Below are 18,973 nucleotides of genomic sequence, written 5' to 3' on the forward strand. Positions count from 1 at the left end.
TTGCGATACGGGGGGTGCGGGGGCCTACGGTGCTCTGATCGATCTGATCGAGCGTCATGCCGCCTCCTCGAAGAGCTCGAGGAGGTGATCGCGGGGCCGGCCCAGGGCGCCCAGCGCGGCGCCCGCCGCACTGACGCCACTGCGGACCGCACTCTCCATGGTCGCGGGCCACCCTGTGGCGGTCCACGATCCGGCCAGGTACAGGCCGGGGGCCTCGGTGCGGGCGCCGGGCCGCAGCCGCCCGACACCGGGGGTGGGGGCGAACGTCGCCGTGCGCTCCCGGGTCACGAAGAAGTCCTTCACTTGCGCGCCGCGGGCGGCAGGCAACAGCCGCTCCAGCTCCGGCAGATAGCGCTCGCGCAGCACGGAGACGGGCTCGTCGATCTCGTCCTGCGCGGCCGACTGCGAGAGGGCCAGGTACTGACCCTCTCGCAGCCCGGACGCCTCGGTCCGGTCGAAGACCCACTGCACCGGGGAACCCAGCGCCGCGAAGAACGGCCTGCGGAGCACCTTCCGGCCGTAGACGACATGGACGTTGAGGATCGGTGCGGTGCCGATCTCGAGGAGCCGCTCAGGGGCGTCGAGCGCACCCTGGGGCAGCAGATCGTGGGTCTCGCGCTGGGGTACGGCGAGGACGACCGCGTCGGCCTCGATGCTCTCGCCGGGAACCTGAACGCTCCAACGCCCGTTTTCGTTGGGGGAGATGGAGGTGACGCGTGTACGGACTTCGGTACGGACGCCCGCGGAGTCGAGCGCCTTGCGGGCCAGGGTGTCGTGCAGTTCGCCCAGCGGGACGCGTGCCCAGCCGATGTCGGCCGCGCCAGGGTCGGACAGCAGACCCGTCTTGAACACCATCGCGGCGAGCCCGAGCGAGGCATCCGAGGCCACCGCGTTGAGGGTGGCGACCCCCACGAGGTCCCACAGTGCTTCGACGGCACGCTCCGACTGACCGTGCTGGGCGAGCCAGTTGCCGAAGTTCTGCGCGTCGAGCGCCGGATCGGTGAGATCCAGGCCCTTGAGCGCCAGCGCGGCACGGCCGACCTTCGCGCGCTCGGCGAGCGACAGATGCGGATACGTCGCGAGGCTGCGCGCCAGATGCAGCGGTACGGGCAGCGCGGTGCGGCCGATTCTGCCGAGCCGTCGCCCGGGCTTGCCCTCTGCGTCGAGAACGGGCACGTCGAGACGATCCTGCAGCGGCGCCAGCGAGGCTCCGTCGACGCGGTCGAGGAACCAGCGGTAGGCGGTGCAGCAGCGCAGATACACATGCTGTCCGTTGTCCACAGTGAGATCGCCGCGTTGGAAGGAGAACGCGAGACCGCCGAGCCGCGGCCGCCCTTCGAGCAGCGTCACGCGCACGCCGGCGTCGGCCAGCGCGAGCGCGGCCGTGATCCCGGCGAGCCCGCCGCCGACGACCACGGCGGCCGCCCCGCCGGAGCTGCCCGCGGGCTGCGTGACCTCGCTCATCGTGCACCCTCCCCCTGGAACCCGCCGTGATGATTGAACCGTGCACGGCAGGCCGTTGCAGTCAGGGACGCCAACCGCTGCCGGAGGGTTGCCTGCCGCTTTTCGTCAGTGGAATCACCTTGGCCCAAATTGTCCATCAGGTGCGCCTCCTGACGGTGTGCCGGGACACATGGCGGGCGTCGAGGCCGGAGAGACCGCGCACGGCGACATACGCCTTCTCGCGTCCGGGCAGCGAGACGCGGCCGCGCAGCACGGCCTCCGGCTCGCGCTCGATGCGGTCGAGGAGGCGGCGGTAGATGCCGGCCATCGCCGCGACACAGGCGCCGCTGCGCCGGTCCAGCATGGGCAGCAGCCGGTATCCCTCGGCGAAAAGAGCGCGGGCCCGACGCACTTCGAAGTGCACGAGGCCCGCGAAGTCGGAGCCCTCCGGTGGAGTCGGCCCGTTGAACCCGGCCGAGCAGCCGAACTTGGCGAGGTCGTCGGAGGGCAGATAGGTACGCCCGCCTTCGGCGTCCTCCCGTACGTCCCGCAGGATGTTGGTGAGTTGGAGCGCGAGCCCGAGCGTGTCGGCATACTCCGGCGCGCGCTCGGCGCCGCGCGCCCCCGGTTCCGTACCGAACACGCCGAGCGAGAGCCGCCCGATCGCCCCGGCCACACAACGGCAGTAGACCTTCAGGTCGTCCCAGGTCTCGTACGTCTCGCCGCGTACGTCCATGAGGACGCCGTCGATGAGTTCGTCGAGGCCGTCGAGGGGCACCGGGAAGTTCAGGGCGGTGTGGCTGAGCGCGACCGCGACCGGGTCGGTGTCGTCCTCGTCGACGGAGCCCTCGCGGACGCGCGCGAGCAGTGCCCGGGTGTCCTCGAGCCGGGCCGCCTTCACGTCCGGCGCGAGCGCGCCGTCGCCGATGTCGTCGACACGCCGCGAGAACGCGTAGAGAGCCGACATCGCACGGCGCTTGGGTGTCGGCAGAAGTCTGATGCCGTACGCGAAATTACGGGCCTGCTGACCGGTCACTGCCTCGCAGTAGCTGTAAGCGGCGAGTACCGGTGCGGACACGTGTTGTTCCGACTCCACGGTCCGGATCACCCCTCTCCTCGCAGAGTCACTCCCACCTCGCGCAGCAACTGGAGCTTGCCGGGCTTGGGCGGGCCGGGAAGTACGTCGTATTCAGCGGCGGCAATCGCACGGATTGCCGCCCTTCCCCCCGCAATGAACCCCGCGAGCAGCAGCTTCAGCCTGCCGTGGACGCTACCCACGAGGGGGGTGCCTTCATTCAGGAGGTTCAAGGCGCGTTCTGCTTCGTATGCAACCAGTGCTCGTACCGAGGCGCCTGCTGTGACGGCGGCGAGATCCGCCTCCTGGACGTGGAAGCGCTTCATGTCCTCGGCAGGCAGGTAGACACGGTCGCGGCCGAGGTCCTCGGCGACGTCCTGGAGGTGTTCGACGATCTGCAGCGCCGTGCACACCGCGTCGGAGCGGCGGACGCGCTCGGGCGTGGAGGTACCCGTGACGGAGAGGACCAGGCGGCCGACGGGGTTGGCGGACAGCTCGCAGTAGGCGACGAGGTCGTCATAGGTCTCGTACCGCTTGACGAGTTGGTCCTGGCGATTGGCCGCGATCAGGCCGAGGAAGGGCTCGGGGGTGAGGCCCGCGCGGCGGACGGTGGGCTGGAGCCGGCGCAGCAAGGGGTGGCGCGGGGTCGAGTCGAACACGCGGTGAAGATCGGTTTCGAAGGCGTCCAGCAGAAGGAGGCGATCCCCGGCCTCCTCGGGCGACACGCCGAGGAGGCGGGCGTCCACGCCACCCGGGGTGAGGTCGCCGTCACCGATGTCGTCGACGAGGCGGGCGAAGCCGTAGACGGCCATCAGATTCTCACGCCAGGCCTTGGGCAGGAAGAAGGGCGCCACGGGGAAGTTCTCGCCCGCAGCCTTGTCGAGGGTGTCGCGCTCCGGATCGCCGGTGCGCGCCGTCCCGGCTTCGGTCACCGCTCGCCGCCCGGCGCGAGGACGGCACACGCATCGCGGAGCTGGAGAGTTTCCGTAGCCATTGCCGTCACATCTCCCGTTCTACACTGCCGACCCAATAGTGCCCATTTCGGACACGCCGCCCGGAGGTCCGCGCAGCGCGCCGGTGCCGGGTGTCGCGCATTATCGCCCTACTTGCCGCGAATCAGCACCGGTACAGCTTACGTTGTACAACGCGGCACGCTCCGTCGGGGTGTCCTGCACATCACAACAACACACCGATTGGCGTCAAGATTCCTAAGGCCAGCAGGAGTTGGCGTTTCCTTTGCAGACGCAGGGCCCCGCCGAAGAGTTCCGGCGGGGCCCTGGGCGAAATGGGCTACTTGCCCGTGAACTTCTCGTACTCCTTGAGGACCTCTTCGGTCGGCCCGTCCATGCGCAGCTCACCGCGCTCCAGCCAGAGCACGCGGTCGCAGGTGTCGCGGATCGACTTGTTGTTGTGACTGACCAGAAACACCGTGCCGGCGGACTTGCGCAGCTCGCGGATGCGTTCCTCGGAGCGTTTTTGGAACTTGCGGTCGCCGGTGGCGAGGGCCTCGTCGATCATCAGGACGTCGTGGTCCTTGGCGGCCGCGATGGAGAAGCGCAGACGGGCCGCCATGCCGGACGAGTAGGTGCGCATCGGGAGGGTGATGAAGTCGCCCTTCTCGTTGATGCCCGAGAAGTCGACGATCTCCTGGTAGCGCTCCTTGATCTGCTCGCGGGACATACCCATCGCGAGCCCGCCCAATATGACGTTCCGCTCGCCCGTCAGGTCGTTCATCAGGGCCGCGTTCACACCGAGCAGCGAGGGCTGGCCGTCGGTGAAGACCTTGCCCTTCTCGGCGGGGAGCAGGCCGGCGATGGCGCGCAGGAGCGTGGACTTGCCGGAGCCGTTCGAACCGATCAGGCCGATGGCCTCGCCGCGGTACGCGGTGAAGGAGACGCCCCGGACGGCATGCACCTTGCGGACCCCGCGCTCCTCGCCGCGCTTGAGGATACGGCTGAGGGCGGCTGTGGCGCTGCCCTTGCCGGTCTTGGCGCCGTTGACGCGATAGACGATATGGAGTTCGTCCGCGATGACGGTGGGGATGTGAGACGTCTTCTCAGCCACGGCCGTACCTCTCTTCCGCCTTCCAGAAGTACACGAACCCGCCGAGGGCGACGACCACGGCCCAGAAGATCGCGATGGCCCACACGTGCGGCGGCAGGTTCGCGGATCCGTACCCGTCGATGAGCGCGAAGCGCATCAGGTCCATGTAGACGGCGGCCGGGTTCGCCTGCAGCGCACGGGCGATCCACTCCGGGCGGCCGGCGAGCATCGTGCTGATGGAGAACATGACACCGGACGCGTACATCCACGTACGCAGGATGAACGGCATCAGCTGGGCCAGGTCCGGCGTCTTGGCGCCCATCCGGGCCACGATCAGCGCGAGGCCCGTGTTGAAGAGGAACTGCAGAACGAGCACCGGGATGATCAGCAGCCAGGACAGGCCCGGGTAGCTGCCGAAGGCGATCGCCACGATGAACAGCACGATCATCGAGAAGAGCAGCTGCTGGAGCTGCTGGAGCGCGAAGGAGATGGGCAGCGAGGCACGCGGGAAGTGCAGTGCGCGGACCAGTCCCAGGTTGCCGGAGATCGCGCGGACGCCGGCCATGATCGAGCTCTGCGTGAACGTGAAGACGAAGACGCCCGTCACCAGGAACGGGATGTACACGTCGTGCGACATACCGCGGTTGGCCTTCAGGATCAGGCCGAAGATCAGGTAGTAGACGCCCGCGTTCAGCAGCGGGGTCGCCACCTGCCACAGCTGGCCCAGCTTGGCCTGGCTGTACTGGGCGGTGAGCTTCGCCTGTGAGAAGGCGAGGATGAAGTGGCGCCGCCCCCAGAGCTGACGCACGTACTCGACGAGTCCGGGCCGGGCGCCGCTGACCGCGAGCCCGTACTTGGCGGCCAGGTCGGCCGCGGAGAGCCCGTCATCGGGCGACGGTCGGTCGCTCACCGCGACTCCGCCGTCATGCGTTGTCTCACTCACAAGTGGAAACTTTCGTCTTCAAGATGCGCACCGCCTGGTCGGGCGTAGGCATGAGCCAGGGACCGGGGTACGGCCACGAATGCTCTCAGAAATGAGCTTGTCAGATGACAGGAGGTCGGCCCAGTCGAGTCAGCCGCCACACCGTACGCCACTTCATGGGGCGCCGGGGACCGCACGGAGTGGTCCAGCCTTCCTTGAAGCCGCCGAACCACGCCTTGAGGGCCGGTCCCGAGGGGCGGCGCAGCAGCGTCAGGAGCATCCAGACGCCGAGGTAGACCGGGACGAGCGGCGCCGGAAGGTTTCGGCGCGCGAGCCAGACCCGGTTGCGGGCCACCATGCGGTGGTACACCGCGTGCCGCGAGGGCGCGGTCGTCGGGTGGTACAGCACCATGTCCGACCGGTAGTCGATCATCCAGCCCGCGTCGAGGGCCCGCCATGCCAGGTCGGTTTCCTCGTGCGCGTAGAAGAATTCGTCCGGGAGCCCGCCGACTTCGGCGAAGACCTTCGTACGGACCGCGTTGGCGCCGCCGAGGAAGGTGGTGACGCGTGAGTTGCGCATCGGGTCGGAGGCGCGCAGCCGCGGGACGTGGCGGCGCTGGGTCTCGCCGGTCTCGGGGTCGGCGATGCGGAAGCTGATGATGCCGAGTTGCGGGTCGGTGGCGAAGGCCTCGCGGCACAGTGCGGCGGTGTCGTGGGTCGCCAGGAGGCCGTCGTCGTCCAGGAAGAGGAGGACGTCCACGTCCGTGCCGCCGGGGCCGAAGGCCTCGATGCCCACGTTGCGGCCGCCGGGTATGCCGAGGTTCTCGGGCAGCTCGACGGTGCGGATGCCTTCCGGGACGTCCGGGACGGGCGAGCCGTTGCCGACCACGACCACCTCGACGCGCTCGCCGTCCTGCTTGGCGACGGAGTCCAGCAGGGCCCGGAGCTCTTCGGGGCGGTTGCCCATCGTGATGATGACCGCGCCGACCTTCATCGGCGCGCTCACTTCAGCCTGCTCGAGGCGAGGATGGACACGAGGTGCAGCAGCGTCTGCAGGAGCGCGATGCCGGCCAGCACCGCGACGCCGAGCCGGGAGAAGAACAGGTCGCCGCGTACTTGGTCCAGCACCGCCAGGACCAGGATCAGCAGGGACGCCTCGATCCCGAGCACCAGCCGGTGGAACTTCAGCGCCCCGGCGGCCTTGCGGGCCAGCGCCATGCCGGACGAGCGCGGCTCGGACGCCGCCTCCTTGACCGGCGGCAGCCCGCCCTGGTGCCGGGCCACGCCGACGAGATCGGTCTCGGCCTTGATCAGGATCGCGCCGAGCGCGGCCAGGGTGCCGAGGAAGGCCCAGAGCCAGTCGATCCGCCCGGAGCCCCAGAGATCGGCGGCGCGCAGACCGAAGCCGACGAGCACCGCGGCATCGGTCAGATAGGCACCGACCCGGTCCAGGTACACCCCGCTGAGCGAGAACTGCTTCTTCCAGCGCGCGATCTCGCCGTCGACGCAGTCGAGCAGCAGATAGAGCTGGACCATCAGCACGCCGAGTACGGCGCCCGTGATCCCCGGCACCAGCAGGGCCGGGGCCGCGAGCACACCACAGAGGGTCATCAGGTATGTGAGCTGGTTGGGCGTGATCCTGGTGTTCACCAGGTAGCGGTCGCAGCGCAGCGAGATCTCTCGCATGTACAGGCGTCCCGCCCAGTGCTCACCGCTGCGCCGGTCCTTCACTCCTGCGGGGTGAACGACGGGGCGGAGTTCAGCTACCGATGGCCTTGGCATAGTCGGCGTAGATGTCCTTGATCTGGTTGGTTTTCAGGTCGAGGTGTTCGAGGATCGTGTAGCGGCCGGGCCGGGTCTGCGGAGCGAACTCCACGACCTGCACGAACTCGTCCACGGTGAAGCCGATCTCCTCCGGCAGCACCGGCAGCCCGTGCCGGTGCAGCACCTCGGCCATGTACGCCGACTCCTCGTGCGCCCCCCGCAGATACATCGCGAAGGCCGCGCCCAGGCCGCACTGCTCGCCGTGGCTCGCCGCGCGCTGGGGGAAGAGGAGGTCGAAGGCGTGGTTGATCTCGTGGCAGGCGCCGGAGGCCGGACGCGAGTCGCCCGAGATCGACATCGCCACCCCGGTGAGGACCAGCGCCTCGGCCAGTACCTGGAGGAAGTCGTTGTCGCCGATGCCGCCCGGGTGCCGCAACACGGCCTCACCGGCCTGCCGCGCCATCGCGGCCGCGAGTCCGTCGATCTTCTCGCCGTTGACGCGGTTGGCCAGCTCCCAGTCCGCGATCGCGGAGATGTTGGAGACGGCGTCGCCGATGCCGGCGCGCACGAAACGTACGGGGGCCTCGCGGATGACATCGAGGTCGATGACGACCGCGATCGGGTTCGGCACACCGTACGAGCCGCGGCCCGCGTCGTTGTCGAGGGTCGCGACGGGCGAGCACAGGCCGTCGTGCGCGAGGTTCGTGGGCACCGCGACCAGCGGGAGGCCGACACGCGCCGCGGCGAACTTCGCGCAGTCGATGATCTTGCCGCCGCCCAGGCCCACGACTGCGTCGTAGTGGCCCGCCCTCATGGCACCGGCCAACCGGATCGCGTCGTCGAGGGTGCCTCCGCCGACCTCGTACCAGGTGGCGCCGGGCAGGGCCGGCGAGATCCGCTCGCGCAGCCTGGCCCCGGAGCCGTTGCTCACCGCGACGGCGAGCTTGCCCGAGTGCGAGATCCGCTCGTCGGAGAGCACGCTCGCCAGGTCGTCCAGGGCGCCCGGACGGATGTCGACGACGACCGGCGAGGGGATGAGCCTCGTCAGTACTGGCACGCGATCTCACGTCCCTTGGCGAGGTCGTCGTGGTTGTCGATCTCGACCCACTTGACGTCACCGATCGGCGCGACATCGATCTTGAAGCCGCGGTTGACGAGCTCCTGGTAACCGTGCTCGTAGAACTGCTGCGGATCCTTCTCCCACACCGTCTTCAGGGCGTCGGCCAGCTCCGCGGCGGCCTCGCCCTCGATGAGGGTGACACCGATGTACTCGCCGGTGGCCTCGGACGGCTCCATGAGCTTGGTGATCTTCTGGACACCCTTGGCGGGGTCCACCACGACCTTCATCTCCTCGTCAGCGAGGTTCTTCACCGTGTCGAGGGCGAGGATGATCCTCTTGCCGTCGCCGCGGGCGGCGAGCAGCGTCCGCTCGACGGAGACCGGGTGCACGGTGTCGCCGTTGGCGAGGATCACACCGTCCTTGAGGGCGTCACGACCGCACCACAGGGAGTAGGCGTTGTTCCACTCCTCGGCCTTGTCGTTGTCGATGAGGGTGAGCTTGAGGCCGTACTTCGCCTCGAGGGCCGCCTGTCGCTCGTACACGGCTTCCTTGCGGTAGCCGACGATGATGCCGACCTCGGTCAGGCCGATCTCCGCGAAGTTGCCGAGGGTCAGGTCGAGGACCGTGATGCTGTCCTCTATGCCCGCGGGACCAACCGGCACGAGAGCCTTCGGGAGGCTGTCGGTGTAGGGGCGCAGACGCCGTCCGGCGCCGGCGGCCAGCACGAGGCCGATCATGCGGGTTCTCCTTCATCGTGTACGGCGGGGGCCCCGGAGGACACCCAGAAGCGGATGCTCTCGACGAGCACCAACAGGGCTACGGCCACGGCGAGCACCGTGAGCGCGACCTTGAACTGTGTGGCGGTGAGCAGCGCGGCCAGGACGGTGACCAGCATCGTCCTGCCTTCGTGCCCCCCGATCGCCCGCACCAGCCAGTGCGGGGGGGCGCCGGCGTTCCCGCGGATGCGGTACACCGTGTCGTAGTGATGGTAGGCGACCGCTGCCACCAGACCGAAAGCCGCAGGAAGTGCTCCGTTCACGTCGGCTTTGGCGGCCAGTACCAGAACGGTGCCGTATTCGGCGGCGCGGAAGAACGGCGGGACGAGCCAGTCGAGGGCGCCCTTGAGGGGCCGCGCGAGGGCCACCGGCGACAGGAGTACGTAGATCACGGCGCCCAGAACGGGCCACCAGCTGCCGTACGGGGCGAGCGCCGCGCCGAGCACCACGAGGGCTCCGGCGGCGAAGGCGACGTAAGCCGGGCCGCGGCTTGCGAAGCTGCGCGTGAAGCGGGTCAGGAACTCGGCGAGCGGGCCGGAGTCGGTGAGGTCGGCGAGGGCGGTGGCGGCGCGGTCGGTGCGGCGGGCCTTGCGGGTCAGCGAGCGCAGTACGCGGCCCGCCGTGGTGTACGTCGCCGCGAAGGCGCAGCCGATGAGCAGCGCGTAGAAGGTGATGCGGGGGGTGGTCAGCGCCGTGAGCACGGCGATCATCGCCCAGCGCTCGCCGATGGGCAGCACTATCATCCGGCGCACCCACACCGTCCAGCCGACGCTGTCCAATTTGTCCGAGAGGGCCGCGGTGGGGCTGGTGTTGGCGGTGGCGTCGTGGTTCGCCTCGTTGAAGGAGAAGTCGACGACGTGCCGGCAGGTCTGCAGGATCATCGCGCCGAGGGCGAGCGCCCAGACGTCGTCGCCGCCGCGGGCCGCCCCGAGGGCGAGGCCCGCGTAGTAGGCGTACTCCTTGGCGCGGTCGAAGGTCGCGTCGAGCCAGGCGCCGAGTGTCGAGTACTGCAGGGAGTAGCGGGCGAGCTGGCCGTCCGTGCAGTCGAGGACGAAGGAGAACAGGAGCAGCAGACCGGCCGCGACGAAGCCGACGCGGGTGCCGGTGGCGGCGCAGCCCGCGGCGATGAGCGCGGTGAGAAGTGAGGCGGTCGTCACCTGGTTCGGGGTGAGACCGCGGCGCGCGCACCAGCGGGCGATGTAGCGCGAGTACGGGCTGATGCAGTAGGTCGTGAAGAAGCCGTCACGGGCCTTCACGGCGCTGCGCAGGCGTACGGCCTCGTCGTCCACGGCCGAGACGGCCTGGCGGGCCTCGTTGCGCTCCTGCGGGTCGCTCGGCACAGCGGCGACGAGCGTGCCGAGCTCGGGCTGGTGCACGGCGACGCCGTCCGCGTCGAGGGCAGCCGTGAGGCGCGCGGCGAGGTTGTCCGTGGCGACGGCGAGGCCCCCGGAGGCGGAGCTCTCGCGGGCCACGGCCCGGGTCAGCGCCCGGCGGGCCTCGGGCTGCACGGATATGGCGCCGGGCAGCGCGGAGGCCGCGAACCGGGGGTCCGTGAGACCGAGGCGCAGCGCATGTGTGTGGCCCACGAAGCGGGCGTCGACGACGGCGACCCGCTGGTCCGCCGGGACGGCAGCCAGCAGGGACTCGGCCTCGCCCGCGTCGGAGGCGAGCCGCACGTCGAAGCCGAGCGACCGCAGATCGCCCTCAAGCGACGATCCGGGGACCGGCTGGCCGGTGAGGATGGCGGTCGACAGCGAACTCACTCCCTGGGTGCCGGCGCGTCCGCGCCGGTCAAGTGCGTGATGGGGTGGCCCGACGACAGAGCCTGGCCGGGCGGCATGTCGGCAGAGGTTATCGGATGAATGGAAGCGGGCGTTCACCACCTGTTCATGGCCCGATCCACCCGGTTTTGCATGGCCTCCGCCGCGATCATCATCAGGGATCCGGGGCCCGCGCCACAAACCGCGCTCCCAGACCGGCGCATTCTCGGCATGGCACACCTCACCCGGCGCACCACCCGGAGCGGGGCACGGCGGACACCGCGCGGGCGGCCCGGACCGGGGCAGGACGGACAGTGCACGGGACCGGCATAGGGTGGGCGTCCATGACATGGCTGATCACAGGCGGAGCCGGATACATCGGAGCCCACGTGGCGCGGGCGATGGCGGAGGCCGGGGAACGCGTCGTCGCCCTGGACGACCTCTCGTCGGGGGTGCCGAACCGGCTTCCGGAGAGCATTGCGCTGGTGCGGGGCTCGTCGCTGGACGGGGATCTGCTCAAGCGGGTCTTCGCGGAGCACGCCGTGACGGGTGTGGTGCATCTCGCGGCGCGCAAGCAGGTCGGTGAGTCCGTGGCCGAGCCGACGCGCTACTACCGGGAGAACGTGGGCGGTCTCGCGACCCTCCTGGAGGCGGCCGCCGAGGCGGGCGTCGAGCGGTTCCTCTTCTCCTCGTCGGCGGCCGTCTACGGCAACCCCGATGTGGACCTCATCACGGAGGACACCCCCTGCGCCCCGATGAGCCCGTACGGCGAGACGAAGCTCGCCGGGGAGTGGCTGGTGCGGGCGGCCGGGCGGGCGCACGGCATCGCGACCGTGTGTCTGCGCTACTTCAACGTGGCGGGGGCGGCCGCGCCGGAGCTCTCCGACACCGGAGTGTTCAACGTGATCCCGATGGTCTTCGACCGCCTGACCCGTGATGAGGCCCCGCGGATCTTCGGGGACGACTATCCGACGCCGGACGGCACGTGCATCCGTGACTACATCCACGTCGCCGACCTCGCCGAGGCGCACCTCGCGGCGGCCCGGCGGTTGGCCGACGGCGCGACGGGTGATCTGACCGTGAACATCGGCCGCGGCGAAGGCGTTTCGGTCCGCGAACTCCTCACACTCATCGGCGAGGTCACCGGGGACCCCCGGGAGCCGGTCGTCGAGCCACGCCGCGCCGGTGACGCCCCGCGAGCGGTCGCCTCGGCCGCACTGGCCGCCAAGGAGCTGGGCTGGAGCGCGCGGCGCGGCGTGCGCGAGATGGTCGAGTCGGCCTGGGAGGGCTGGGTGTTGCGCCACCCCGGGGCACCGGCCGAATGATCTTGTCAATGCTCTGACCTGCGCATCGTTTCCGCAGGTCAGAGCATATGACAACGGTGTTCAATGCCGCGTTGCCCAATACCCCCCGCCCATAGTTCACTGTGATCCCGAGCGGAACACAGGAGGCGGCTTCCATGGGGGCTGGGCACGACCACGGGCATGCGCATGGAGCGCCGGCCCCCGGTACGGCGACAGCGGCGTACCGCGGGAGGCTGCGCGTCGCGCTGTCGATCACGCTCACCGTCATGGTGGTCGAGCTCGTCGGCGGTCTCGTCGCCGATTCGCTCGCGCTCGTCGCGGACGCGGCGCACATGGCGACGGACGCCCTGGGCCTGGGCATGGCGCTGCTCGCGATCCATTTCGCGGCCCGCCCGCCCAGCGAGACCCGCACCTTCGGGTACGCGCGGGCCGAGATCCTCGCCGCGCTGGCCAACTGTCTGCTACTGCTCGGCGTCGGCGGCTATGTGTTCTACGAGGCGATCCAGCGCTTTGTGACCCCGGTCGACACCCATGGCGGCCAGACCATCGTGTTCGGCCTCATCGGTCTGGTCGCGAACACGATCTCGCTCACCCTGCTCATGCGCGGCCAGAAGGACAGCCTGAACGTGCGCGGCGCCTTCCTGGAGGTGGTGGCGGACGCGCTCGGTTCGATGGCGGTCATCATCGCCGCGACGGTGATCATGACCACGGGCTGGCAGGCCGCCGACCCCATCGCTTCGATCCTGATCAGCCTCATGATCGTCCCGCGCACCTGGAAGCTGCTCCAGGAGACGCTCAACGTGCTCCTGGAGGCCGCCCCCAAGAACGTGGACATGGCCGAGGTGCGGGCACACATCCTGGCGCTGCCGGGCGTCGAGGACATCCACGACCTGCACGCCTGGACGATCACGTCCGGCATGCCGGTGCTCTCCGTCCACGTGGTCGTCAGCTCCGAAGTCCTGAACGCGATCGGTCACGAGAAGATGCTCCACGAGCTCCAGGGCTGCCTCGGCGTCCACTTCGATGTCGAGCACTGCACCTTCCAGTTGGAGCCGAGCGGGCACGCGGAGCACGAGGCGAAGCTCTGCCATTGAGAGGCGAGGCTCTGCCGTTCGTTCGAAGGCGAGACCGTCGCGTAATTCCAGGGCGAGACCGTCGCGCCCGCTGCTAGCGTGGTCGGCGATCGGAGGAGGTGGGTTGATGACTGTCGCGTTCGGCGCTGCTGTGCGCAGCGAGACGACCGTCCCCGTCCTCCGGGCCCGCGGCTGACCCGACGTGTCGGCCGGGCCTTTCACCCAAGGGTTTCCACGTTGACCGACAACGCTGAACACACCACTGCCTGGCACATCCGCCGGGAAACCTCCGCCGACCACGCGGAGGTGCACACCGTCAACGCCACCGCCTTCCAGCGGGCCGAGGAGGCCGATCTGGTGGACGCGCTGCGCGCCGACCCGGACGCGTGGCTGCCGGGCCTGTCGTACGTCGCCGAGGCGCCGGACGGCACGATCGCGGCGTACGCGCTGATCACACGCTGCCATGTCGACGGCGTCCCCGCCGCCGCGCTGGCCCCCGTCGCCGTACGGCCGGAGCATCAGCGCCGGGGCGCCGGATCGGCCGTCGTACGCGCGGTGCTGGAGGCGGCACGCGCGCGTCGGGAGCGGCTCGTCCTCGTACTCGGGCATCCCGGGTACTACCCGAGGTTCGGATTCCTGCCCGCTTCGGAGTACGGCATCCGGCCCGGATTCGACGTGCCGTCCGAACACCTGATGGCCCTGATCCTGGACGATTCCTTGTCGGTGGCACCGGGCACGATCAGGTATCCGGCCGCTTTCGGGGTCTGACCCACGTCGGCCGCATGTCCCGCTCCGGGCTCTCGGGGCGGGACATGCGGGAGCCGCGAAGTGCCGGGAGTGCCGGTTTCGTACGGCAGACTTGGGGCTCGAAGACCGATGCGAAGGATGGGTATGCCGATCACACCTGCCACCGCGACGCACAGTTCGTCGAACGGCACCGTTGAAGCGATCTTGCTGGAGCTGGTCGACGAGGACGGCAACACGATCGGCACGGCGGAGAAGCTCGCCGCCCATCAGGCGCCCGGGCAGTTGCACCGCGCGTTCTCCGTGTTCCTTTTCGACGAGCGCGGCCGACTGCTGCTGCAGCAGCGCGCACTCGGCAAGTACCACTCCCCCGGTGTCTGGTCGAACACCTGCTGCGGTCACCCCTACCCGGGCGAGGCGCCCTTCGCGGCGGCGGCCCGGCGGACGTACGAGGAACTCGGGGTCTCGCCCTCGCTGCTCGCCGAGGCGGGCACGGTCCGCTACAACCACCCGGACCCGGACTCGGGGCTGGTGGAGCAGGAGTACAACCACCTCTTCGTCGGGATGGTGCAGTCGCCGCTGCGTCCCGATCCGCAGGAGGTCGGCTCTACGGCCTTCGTCACCGCCGCCGAGCTGGCGGAGCGGCACGCGAAGGACACCTTCTCGTCGTGGTTCATGACGGTGCTGGACGCGGCCCGTCCGGCGATCAGGGAGCTGACGGGTACGTCCGCGGGCTGGTGACGGCCGTCCCGCTACACGACGCTCGGAGTGAGCGGCAGGGCGGCCCAGATCACCTTGCCGCCGCTGGCGGTGTGTTCGACGTCGCACACTCCGCCCGACTCCCGGGTGACCTCACGCACCAGCAGCAGCCCACGGCCGCCGGTCTGTCCGTAGTCGGCCTCCAGGGCGGTCGGGCGGTAGGGGTGGTTGTCCTCCACGGAGACGCGCACCCATTCGGCGCCGACGGCGACCTCCACGGCGAGCATGGGGGACAGCAGCGCCGCGTGCCGGACCGCGTTCGTGACCAGTTCGGAGACGATCAGCAGAAGTCCCTGGACCAGGTCGTCCGAGACGGGCACCCCCTGGCGGATCAGCAGATCACGGACGGCGTGCCGCGCCTGCGGCACCGAGGCGTCGATGGCGGGAGCAGTGAACCGCCACACCCCCTCGTACGGCAGCGGGCCCGGCGGTCTCCCGTCGGGAGCCACCTGTCCGCCGACTTCAGGGCTCGGGTCGGACCCCCGCCCGAGGTTCGCCATCGTCCGGTCGCCACCCTTGCGCTCGATTGTCACCACACATGGAGTGTTGGTAATGCGCTGGTCCGTACCGGATGACTGAACAGAAGTCAGCGGTTATCGACAGCTTCTGATCGTTGGCGTATGACACGGTCAGTTGTGAGACTGCTCCTGCCCCTGTTGTGCGGACTTCAGAACTATTCGGGTTGTACGGGTTTGGGGGCCGGGCTCGCCCCATTCGTTCCCCGCCCTCCGGCCGTCGGAGAGGCCCTCCGAGACCATGCCCACGACGCGCCGCCCGCCGTATCCCGCGGCGCGACGTGGCTGTCAGCGCCTCCTCGCACCTGCCCCTTGTTGATCGTGTGTTCGGCCGATGCCGCTAGCATCCGCCGTATGGAACCGCAGCTGTCGCACCGTGTCGGTGACGGGGTCGCCACCGTCGTCATCCGCTACCCGGCCAAGCGCAACGCCATGACGGCGGACATGTGGCGGGCCCTGCCGCCCCTGCTCGACGAGTTGACCGCCGACGCCGATGTACACGCACTGGTGCTCACCGGCGAGGGTGAGACGTTCTGCGCCGGGGCCGACATCTCGACGCTCCGGCGCTCCCCGGAGGAGGCGCAGGGCCTTGCCACACTCGCCGAGGAAGCGCTCGCCGCGTTCCCGAAGCCGACGCTGGCCGCGATTCGCGGGTACTGCGTGGGCGGCGGGTCCCAGCTCGCGGCGGCCTGTGATCTGCGGTTCGCGGAGGAGGGGGCGCTGTTCGGGGTGACCCCGGCGAAGCTGGGGATCGTCTACCCGGCCTCCTCCACACGGCGGTTGGTGTCGCTGGTGGGGCCCGCCACCGCCAAGTACCTGCTCTTCTCGGGCGAGTTGATCGACGCGGAGCGGGCGCTGCGCACGGGTCTGGTCGACGAGGTGCTGCCCGAGGGCACGCTCGACAAGCGCGTCGCGGAGTTCATGCGCGTACTGACCTCGCGTTCGCTGCTGACCCAGGCGGCGGCCAAGGAGTTCGCGAACGGGCGCACGGACCGGGACGCGTACTGGGCGGCGCAGGCGCGGGGCGGCGGCGACACCGCGGAGGGGGTCGCCGCCTTCCTGGAGCGCCGGCAGCCGTGCTTCACATGGATGCCGTGAGCGTGCGGCAGGACTACGTCAGGATGAAACGGCTCTTCGTGCGGAACTCCTCGACGAGGTGCGCGGGCGCCTTCTCCGGTGAGCCCGCGTCGTAGGGCGGCTGCGGGTCGTACTCGGTCAGCAGTTGTACGGCCTGGGCGTGTTCGTCGCCCGCGATCCGCCCGAGCAGGGCGAGCCCCATGTCGATCCCGGACGAGACGCCGGCCGCGGTCACGTACTTCCCGTCGAAGACGACCCGCTCCCCCGTCGGCTCGGCGCCGTATTCCTTGAGGAAGTCGAGGGCCAGCCAGTGGGAGGTGGCCCGGCGGCCGTCGAGGAGCCCCGCGGCGGCGAGCAGCAGCGAGCCGGTGCAGACCGAGGTCGTCCAGGTACTGGTCTGGTCGGCGGCCCGCAGCCAGTCGAGGAGGACCTCGTCCTCCATCAGGGCGGACTGTCCGGGGCCGCCCGGGACCACCACGACGTCCGGGTGCGGCACCTCGGCGAGGGTCTTGTCGGCCATCAGCGCCAGATTGCCGGTGTCGGCACGGACGGGGCCGGCGTGCTCGGCGACGAAGACGGTCTGCGCATCGGGCGCACGGCCCAGTGTCTCGTACGGGCCCACGGCGTCCAGGGCGGTGAAGCGGTCGTAGAGGACGATGGCGATCTGCATCGGGTTCCTTTCAATGGCTGGGCGCCGTTCAATGGCTGGGCGCCGTTCAATAGCTGGGCGCCGTCCGGAAACGGCGGCGGTACTCGGCCGGTGCCGAGCCGAGGGTCTTGATGAAGGCGCGGCGCATCGCCTCGGGCGTGCCGTAGCCGGACGCGCGGGAGATCTCCTCGATGCCGTCGGCAGTGTCCTCCAGGAGGCGCCGGGCATGTTCGAGGCGGACCCGCTCGACGTACCGGCCGGGCGTCATGCCGGTCTCAGTCCGGAAGGCGCGGGCGAAGTGGCGGGGCGAGAGGCGGGCACGCGAGGCGAGCGACTCGACGCTCAGGTCGTCGCCGGGGTGCTCGGTGATCCATTGCTGGACCTCGCGCAGCGGTTCGCGCTGCGCGGTCTGGGCGGCCAGCTGGGCGCTGAACTGGGCCTGGTTGCCCGGGCGCCTGAGAAATACGACCAGGTGACGGGCGATGGCGAGGGCTGCCTCGCGCCCCAGGTCCTCCTCGACGAGCGCCAGGGCCAGGTCGATTCCTGAGGTGACGCCGGCCGAGGTGGACACCTGGCCGTCGCGGACGTAGATGGGGTCCGGATCGACCTGGATCCCCGGGTGGTCGCGGGCGAGTTTGTCGCAGTAGGCCCAGTGGGTCGTGGCGCGACGGCCGTCCAGGAGACCGGCTCCGGCGAGCAGGAGGGCACCGGTGCAGACGGAGACCAGCCGTGCGGCGCGCGGGCCGTGCTCGCGCAGCCAGTCGGTCAGACGGGGGTCGGGGTGGCGGGTGCCGGCGCCGCCTGGAACGAGCAGAGTGTGCGGGGCGGGCGCGTCGGCGAGCGAGTGGTCCGGGACAAGGGCGAGGCCGCTGGAGGTGCGCACCGGTGTGCCGTCCAGGGAGGCGGTGCGGATGCGGTACGAGCCGTCGCGGTAGTTCTCGGCGCCGGCGAAGACCTCCACAGGACCCGTGACGTCGAGGCTCTGCACAGCGTCGAAGAGGACGACCAGGACGGTTCGCATGCCTTTGATTCTTGGCGGCCGAAGCGATGGCCGCAATGACGAGCACCCCTCTTTTCCTGCCGTCCCCAACTCCGCCGTTCCCTGCGTACCGACCAGTCGGTAAGGTGCCGGACATGACCACTCCACTGCCGGAGCGCGCCGGGCGGCGCTGCCACAACATCCTCAACCCGCTGCACTCGACGCACTACTTCTCGCCCGATCTGGGGCGGGAGCTCGCTTCGGTCGGGATCGAGGACAGCAGGGGCGCGTACTTCGCCGTCCGGGCCGCGGCCATGGGTGCGGTGGGCCCGGGCACGGTGACCTCGACGTTCTACAACTTCCGCCACGAGCTGGTGGCGAAGCACCTGCCCGAGGTGTGGCGGGCGGCCTCTCCGGAGACCGTGCTCGCGGCACGCGCGCGTGCCGTCGACGCGACGCTGCGCCGCCTGCTGGGCGAAGACCTCATCGCCTCCAAGGAGGTGGCCGAGGCGGCGGAACTCGCGCTGCGCGCGGCCGAGGCCTGCACCAGGACCGCGCGCCCGCTGTACGCCGCCCACGCGGACCTGCCGGTGCCCGACGCGCCGCACCTCGCGCTCTGGCACGCGGCCACCCTGCTGCGCGAGCACCGCGGCGACGGCCACCTCGCGGTGCTGCTCGACGCGGAACTCGACCCGGTGGAGGCTCTGGTGAGCCACACCGCGACCGGCAAGGGCATGGCCCCGAAGTGGGCGCTGGGCACGCGCGGCTGGTCCCGGGCGGACTGGGAGGCGGCGGCCGGGCGGCTGCGGGAACGTGGACTGCTCGACACCGAGGGCGAGTTGACGGACGCAGGGGCGGCCCTGCGCGGCGAGATCGAGGCGCGGACGGACCGGCTGGACCGCGCCCCGTACGAGCATCTGGGCGCCGCCGGGGTCGAACGACTCACCGAGCTGGCCAAGGGCCTTCTCATGACGGCGCTCGCGGCCGGCGCCTTCCCCGAAGGCATGACCGGCAAGGTCTGACACCGCCG

Annotated in this window: 20 protein-coding genes; 6 read left to right on the forward strand and 14 right to left on the reverse strand. The window is 70.2% G+C overall.

Annotated elements, in window-relative coordinates; genetic code table 11:
- Positions 1-54: 54 nt before the first annotated feature.
- The 11 genes from hpnE to ACIBK0_RS15630 form a co-directional block, all read right to left on the reverse strand.
- Positions 55-1,464, reverse strand: a complete 1,410-nt coding sequence (hpnE, locus tag ACIBK0_RS15580) for a hydroxysqualene dehydroxylase HpnE (protein ID WP_399079767.1) — start codon at positions 1,462-1,464, stop codon at positions 55-57.
- On the reverse strand, positions 1,461-1,601 hold the full coding sequence (locus ACIBK0_RS15585; RefSeq protein WP_399079769.1) for a DUF6380 family protein: 141 nt from the start codon (positions 1,599-1,601) through the stop codon (positions 1,461-1,463). Before ACIBK0_RS15585 ends, hpnE begins: the two co-directional genes overlap by 4 nt.
- Complete coding sequence (gene hpnD, locus ACIBK0_RS15590; RefSeq protein WP_399079771.1) at positions 1,601-2,551, reverse strand: presqualene diphosphate synthase HpnD; 951 nt, start codon at positions 2,549-2,551, stop codon at positions 1,601-1,603. The genes ACIBK0_RS15585 and hpnD overlap by 1 nt, the downstream gene beginning before the upstream one ends.
- Positions 2,548-3,450 carry a squalene synthase HpnC gene (gene hpnC / locus ACIBK0_RS15595; protein ID WP_399079774.1) on the reverse strand — a complete coding sequence of 301 codons (903 nt, stop codon included), beginning with the start codon at positions 3,448-3,450 and terminating at the stop codon, positions 2,548-2,550. Before hpnC ends, hpnD begins: the two co-directional genes overlap by 4 nt.
- Before the next feature lie 358 nt (positions 3,451-3,808).
- The gene (locus ACIBK0_RS15600; protein ID WP_399079776.1) at positions 3,809-4,582 is read right to left on the reverse strand and encodes an ABC transporter ATP-binding protein; all 774 of its coding nucleotides are present in this window, start codon (positions 4,580-4,582) and stop codon (positions 3,809-3,811) included.
- On the reverse strand, positions 4,575-5,504 hold the full coding sequence (locus ACIBK0_RS15605) for an ABC transporter permease (RefSeq protein ID WP_399079778.1): 930 nt from the start codon (positions 5,502-5,504) through the stop codon (positions 4,575-4,577). The genes ACIBK0_RS15600 and ACIBK0_RS15605 overlap by 8 nt, the downstream gene beginning before the upstream one ends.
- Before the next feature lie 100 nt (positions 5,505-5,604).
- Positions 5,605-6,477: a glycosyltransferase family 2 protein gene (locus ACIBK0_RS15610; RefSeq protein ID WP_399079877.1), complete on the reverse strand. Its 873-nt coding sequence runs from the start codon at positions 6,475-6,477 to the stop codon at positions 5,605-5,607.
- Positions 6,478-6,485: 8 nt separating this feature from the next.
- Entirely contained in the window at positions 6,486-7,265 is a 780-nt protein-coding gene (locus ACIBK0_RS15615) for a CDP-alcohol phosphatidyltransferase family protein (RefSeq protein WP_399079780.1), read from the reverse strand.
- A complete protein-coding gene (locus tag ACIBK0_RS15620; protein WP_399079782.1) occupies positions 7,243-8,304 on the reverse strand; it encodes an iron-containing alcohol dehydrogenase family protein in 1,062 nt (353 codons plus the stop codon). Before ACIBK0_RS15620 ends, ACIBK0_RS15615 begins: the two co-directional genes overlap by 23 nt.
- A complete protein-coding gene (locus tag ACIBK0_RS15625) occupies positions 8,292-9,044 on the reverse strand; it encodes a sugar phosphate nucleotidyltransferase (RefSeq protein ID WP_399079784.1) in 753 nt (250 codons plus the stop codon). The genes ACIBK0_RS15620 and ACIBK0_RS15625 overlap by 13 nt, the downstream gene beginning before the upstream one ends.
- Positions 9,041-10,837, reverse strand: coding sequence for a DUF5941 domain-containing protein (locus tag ACIBK0_RS15630; protein ID WP_399079879.1), 1,797 nt, complete (start codon positions 10,835-10,837; stop codon positions 9,041-9,043). The genes ACIBK0_RS15625 and ACIBK0_RS15630 overlap by 4 nt, the downstream gene beginning before the upstream one ends.
- A gap of 350 nt (positions 10,838-11,187) precedes the next feature.
- Between ACIBK0_RS15630 and galE the strand changes: the two genes are divergently transcribed.
- The 4 genes from galE to idi all read left to right on the forward strand — a co-directional run bounded on the left by galE (position 11,188) and on the right by idi (position 14,705).
- Positions 11,188-12,168 carry a UDP-glucose 4-epimerase GalE gene (galE, locus tag ACIBK0_RS15635; protein WP_399079786.1) on the forward strand — a complete coding sequence of 327 codons (981 nt, stop codon included), beginning with the start codon at positions 11,188-11,190 and terminating at the stop codon, positions 12,166-12,168.
- Positions 12,169-12,302: 134 nt separating this feature from the next.
- Positions 12,303-13,241 carry a cation diffusion facilitator family transporter gene (locus ACIBK0_RS15640; RefSeq protein ID WP_399079788.1) on the forward strand — a complete coding sequence of 313 codons (939 nt, stop codon included), beginning with the start codon at positions 12,303-12,305 and terminating at the stop codon, positions 13,239-13,241.
- A gap of 216 nt (positions 13,242-13,457) precedes the next feature.
- Complete coding sequence (locus ACIBK0_RS15645; RefSeq protein ID WP_399079790.1) at positions 13,458-13,988, forward strand: GNAT family N-acetyltransferase; 531 nt, start codon at positions 13,458-13,460, stop codon at positions 13,986-13,988.
- A 123-nt stretch (positions 13,989-14,111) separates the two neighbouring features.
- Complete coding sequence (gene idi, locus ACIBK0_RS15650; RefSeq protein WP_399079793.1) at positions 14,112-14,705, forward strand: isopentenyl-diphosphate Delta-isomerase; 594 nt, start codon at positions 14,112-14,114, stop codon at positions 14,703-14,705.
- An 11-nt stretch (positions 14,706-14,716) separates the two neighbouring features.
- Here idi and ACIBK0_RS15655 read toward each other — a convergent pair whose 3' ends face one another.
- On the reverse strand, positions 14,717-15,223 hold the full coding sequence (locus tag ACIBK0_RS15655) for an ATP-binding protein (protein ID WP_399079881.1): 507 nt from the start codon (positions 15,221-15,223) through the stop codon (positions 14,717-14,719).
- Positions 15,224-15,592: 369 nt separating this feature from the next.
- Here ACIBK0_RS15655 and ACIBK0_RS15660 point away from each other — a divergent pair, with 369 nt between their 5' ends.
- Positions 15,593-16,336: an enoyl-CoA hydratase/isomerase family protein gene (locus tag ACIBK0_RS15660; protein WP_399079795.1), complete on the forward strand. Its 744-nt coding sequence runs from the start codon at positions 15,593-15,595 to the stop codon at positions 16,334-16,336.
- Between the two features lie 13 nt (positions 16,337-16,349).
- Here the strand turns inward: ACIBK0_RS15660 and ACIBK0_RS15665 are convergent, their stop codons facing one another.
- Positions 16,350-16,985, reverse strand: a complete 636-nt coding sequence (locus tag ACIBK0_RS15665; protein WP_399079797.1) for a DJ-1/PfpI family protein — start codon at positions 16,983-16,985, stop codon at positions 16,350-16,352.
- Between the two features lie 46 nt (positions 16,986-17,031).
- Positions 17,032-17,985, reverse strand: coding sequence for a GlxA family transcriptional regulator (locus ACIBK0_RS15670; protein WP_399079799.1), 954 nt, complete (start codon positions 17,983-17,985; stop codon positions 17,032-17,034).
- A 113-nt stretch (positions 17,986-18,098) separates the two neighbouring features.
- On the opposite strand from ACIBK0_RS15670, the gene ACIBK0_RS15675 reads away from it, so the two are divergent.
- The gene (locus ACIBK0_RS15675; RefSeq protein WP_399079801.1) at positions 18,099-18,965 is read left to right on the forward strand and encodes a hypothetical protein; all 867 of its coding nucleotides are present in this window, start codon (positions 18,099-18,101) and stop codon (positions 18,963-18,965) included.
- Positions 18,966-18,973: the final 8 nt, after the last annotated feature.

The organism is Streptomyces sp. NPDC050564, from assembly GCF_044457265.1.
In the GTDB taxonomy this organism is placed as follows: domain Bacteria; phylum Actinomycetota; class Actinomycetes; order Streptomycetales; family Streptomycetaceae; genus Streptomyces.

Coding starts and splice junctions, on each gene's coding strand:
- ACIBK0_RS15670 (WP_399079799.1), bottom strand. CDS start 17,985: ATGCGAACCGTCCTGGTCGTCCTCTTCGACGCTGTGCAGAGCCTCGAC.
- ACIBK0_RS15610 (WP_399079877.1), bottom strand. CDS start 6,477: ATGAAGGTCGGCGCGGTCATCATCACGATGGGCAACCGCCCCGAAGAG.
- ACIBK0_RS15585 (WP_399079769.1), bottom strand. CDS start 1,601: ATGGACAATTTGGGCCAAGGTGATTCCACTGACGAAAAGCGGCAGGCA.
- ACIBK0_RS15675 (WP_399079801.1), top strand. CDS start 18,099: ATGACCACTCCACTGCCGGAGCGCGCCGGGCGGCGCTGCCACAACATC.
- hpnE (WP_399079767.1), bottom strand. CDS start 1,464: ATGAGCGAGGTCACGCAGCCCGCGGGCAGCTCCGGCGGGGCGGCCGCC.
- idi (WP_399079793.1), top strand. CDS start 14,112: ATGCCGATCACACCTGCCACCGCGACGCACAGTTCGTCGAACGGCACC.
- ACIBK0_RS15625 (WP_399079784.1), bottom strand. CDS start 9,044: ATGATCGGCCTCGTGCTGGCCGCCGGCGCCGGACGGCGTCTGCGCCCC.
- ACIBK0_RS15660 (WP_399079795.1), top strand. CDS start 15,593: ATGGAACCGCAGCTGTCGCACCGTGTCGGTGACGGGGTCGCCACCGTC.
- ACIBK0_RS15640 (WP_399079788.1), top strand. CDS start 12,303: ATGGGGGCTGGGCACGACCACGGGCATGCGCATGGAGCGCCGGCCCCC.
- ACIBK0_RS15665 (WP_399079797.1), bottom strand. CDS start 16,985: ATGCAGATCGCCATCGTCCTCTACGACCGCTTCACCGCCCTGGACGCC.
- ACIBK0_RS15615 (WP_399079780.1), bottom strand. CDS start 7,265: ATGCCAAGGCCATCGGTAGCTGAACTCCGCCCCGTCGTTCACCCCGCA.
- galE (WP_399079786.1), top strand. CDS start 11,188: ATGACATGGCTGATCACAGGCGGAGCCGGATACATCGGAGCCCACGTG.
- ACIBK0_RS15655 (WP_399079881.1), bottom strand. CDS start 15,223: ATGGCGAACCTCGGGCGGGGGTCCGACCCGAGCCCTGAAGTCGGCGGA.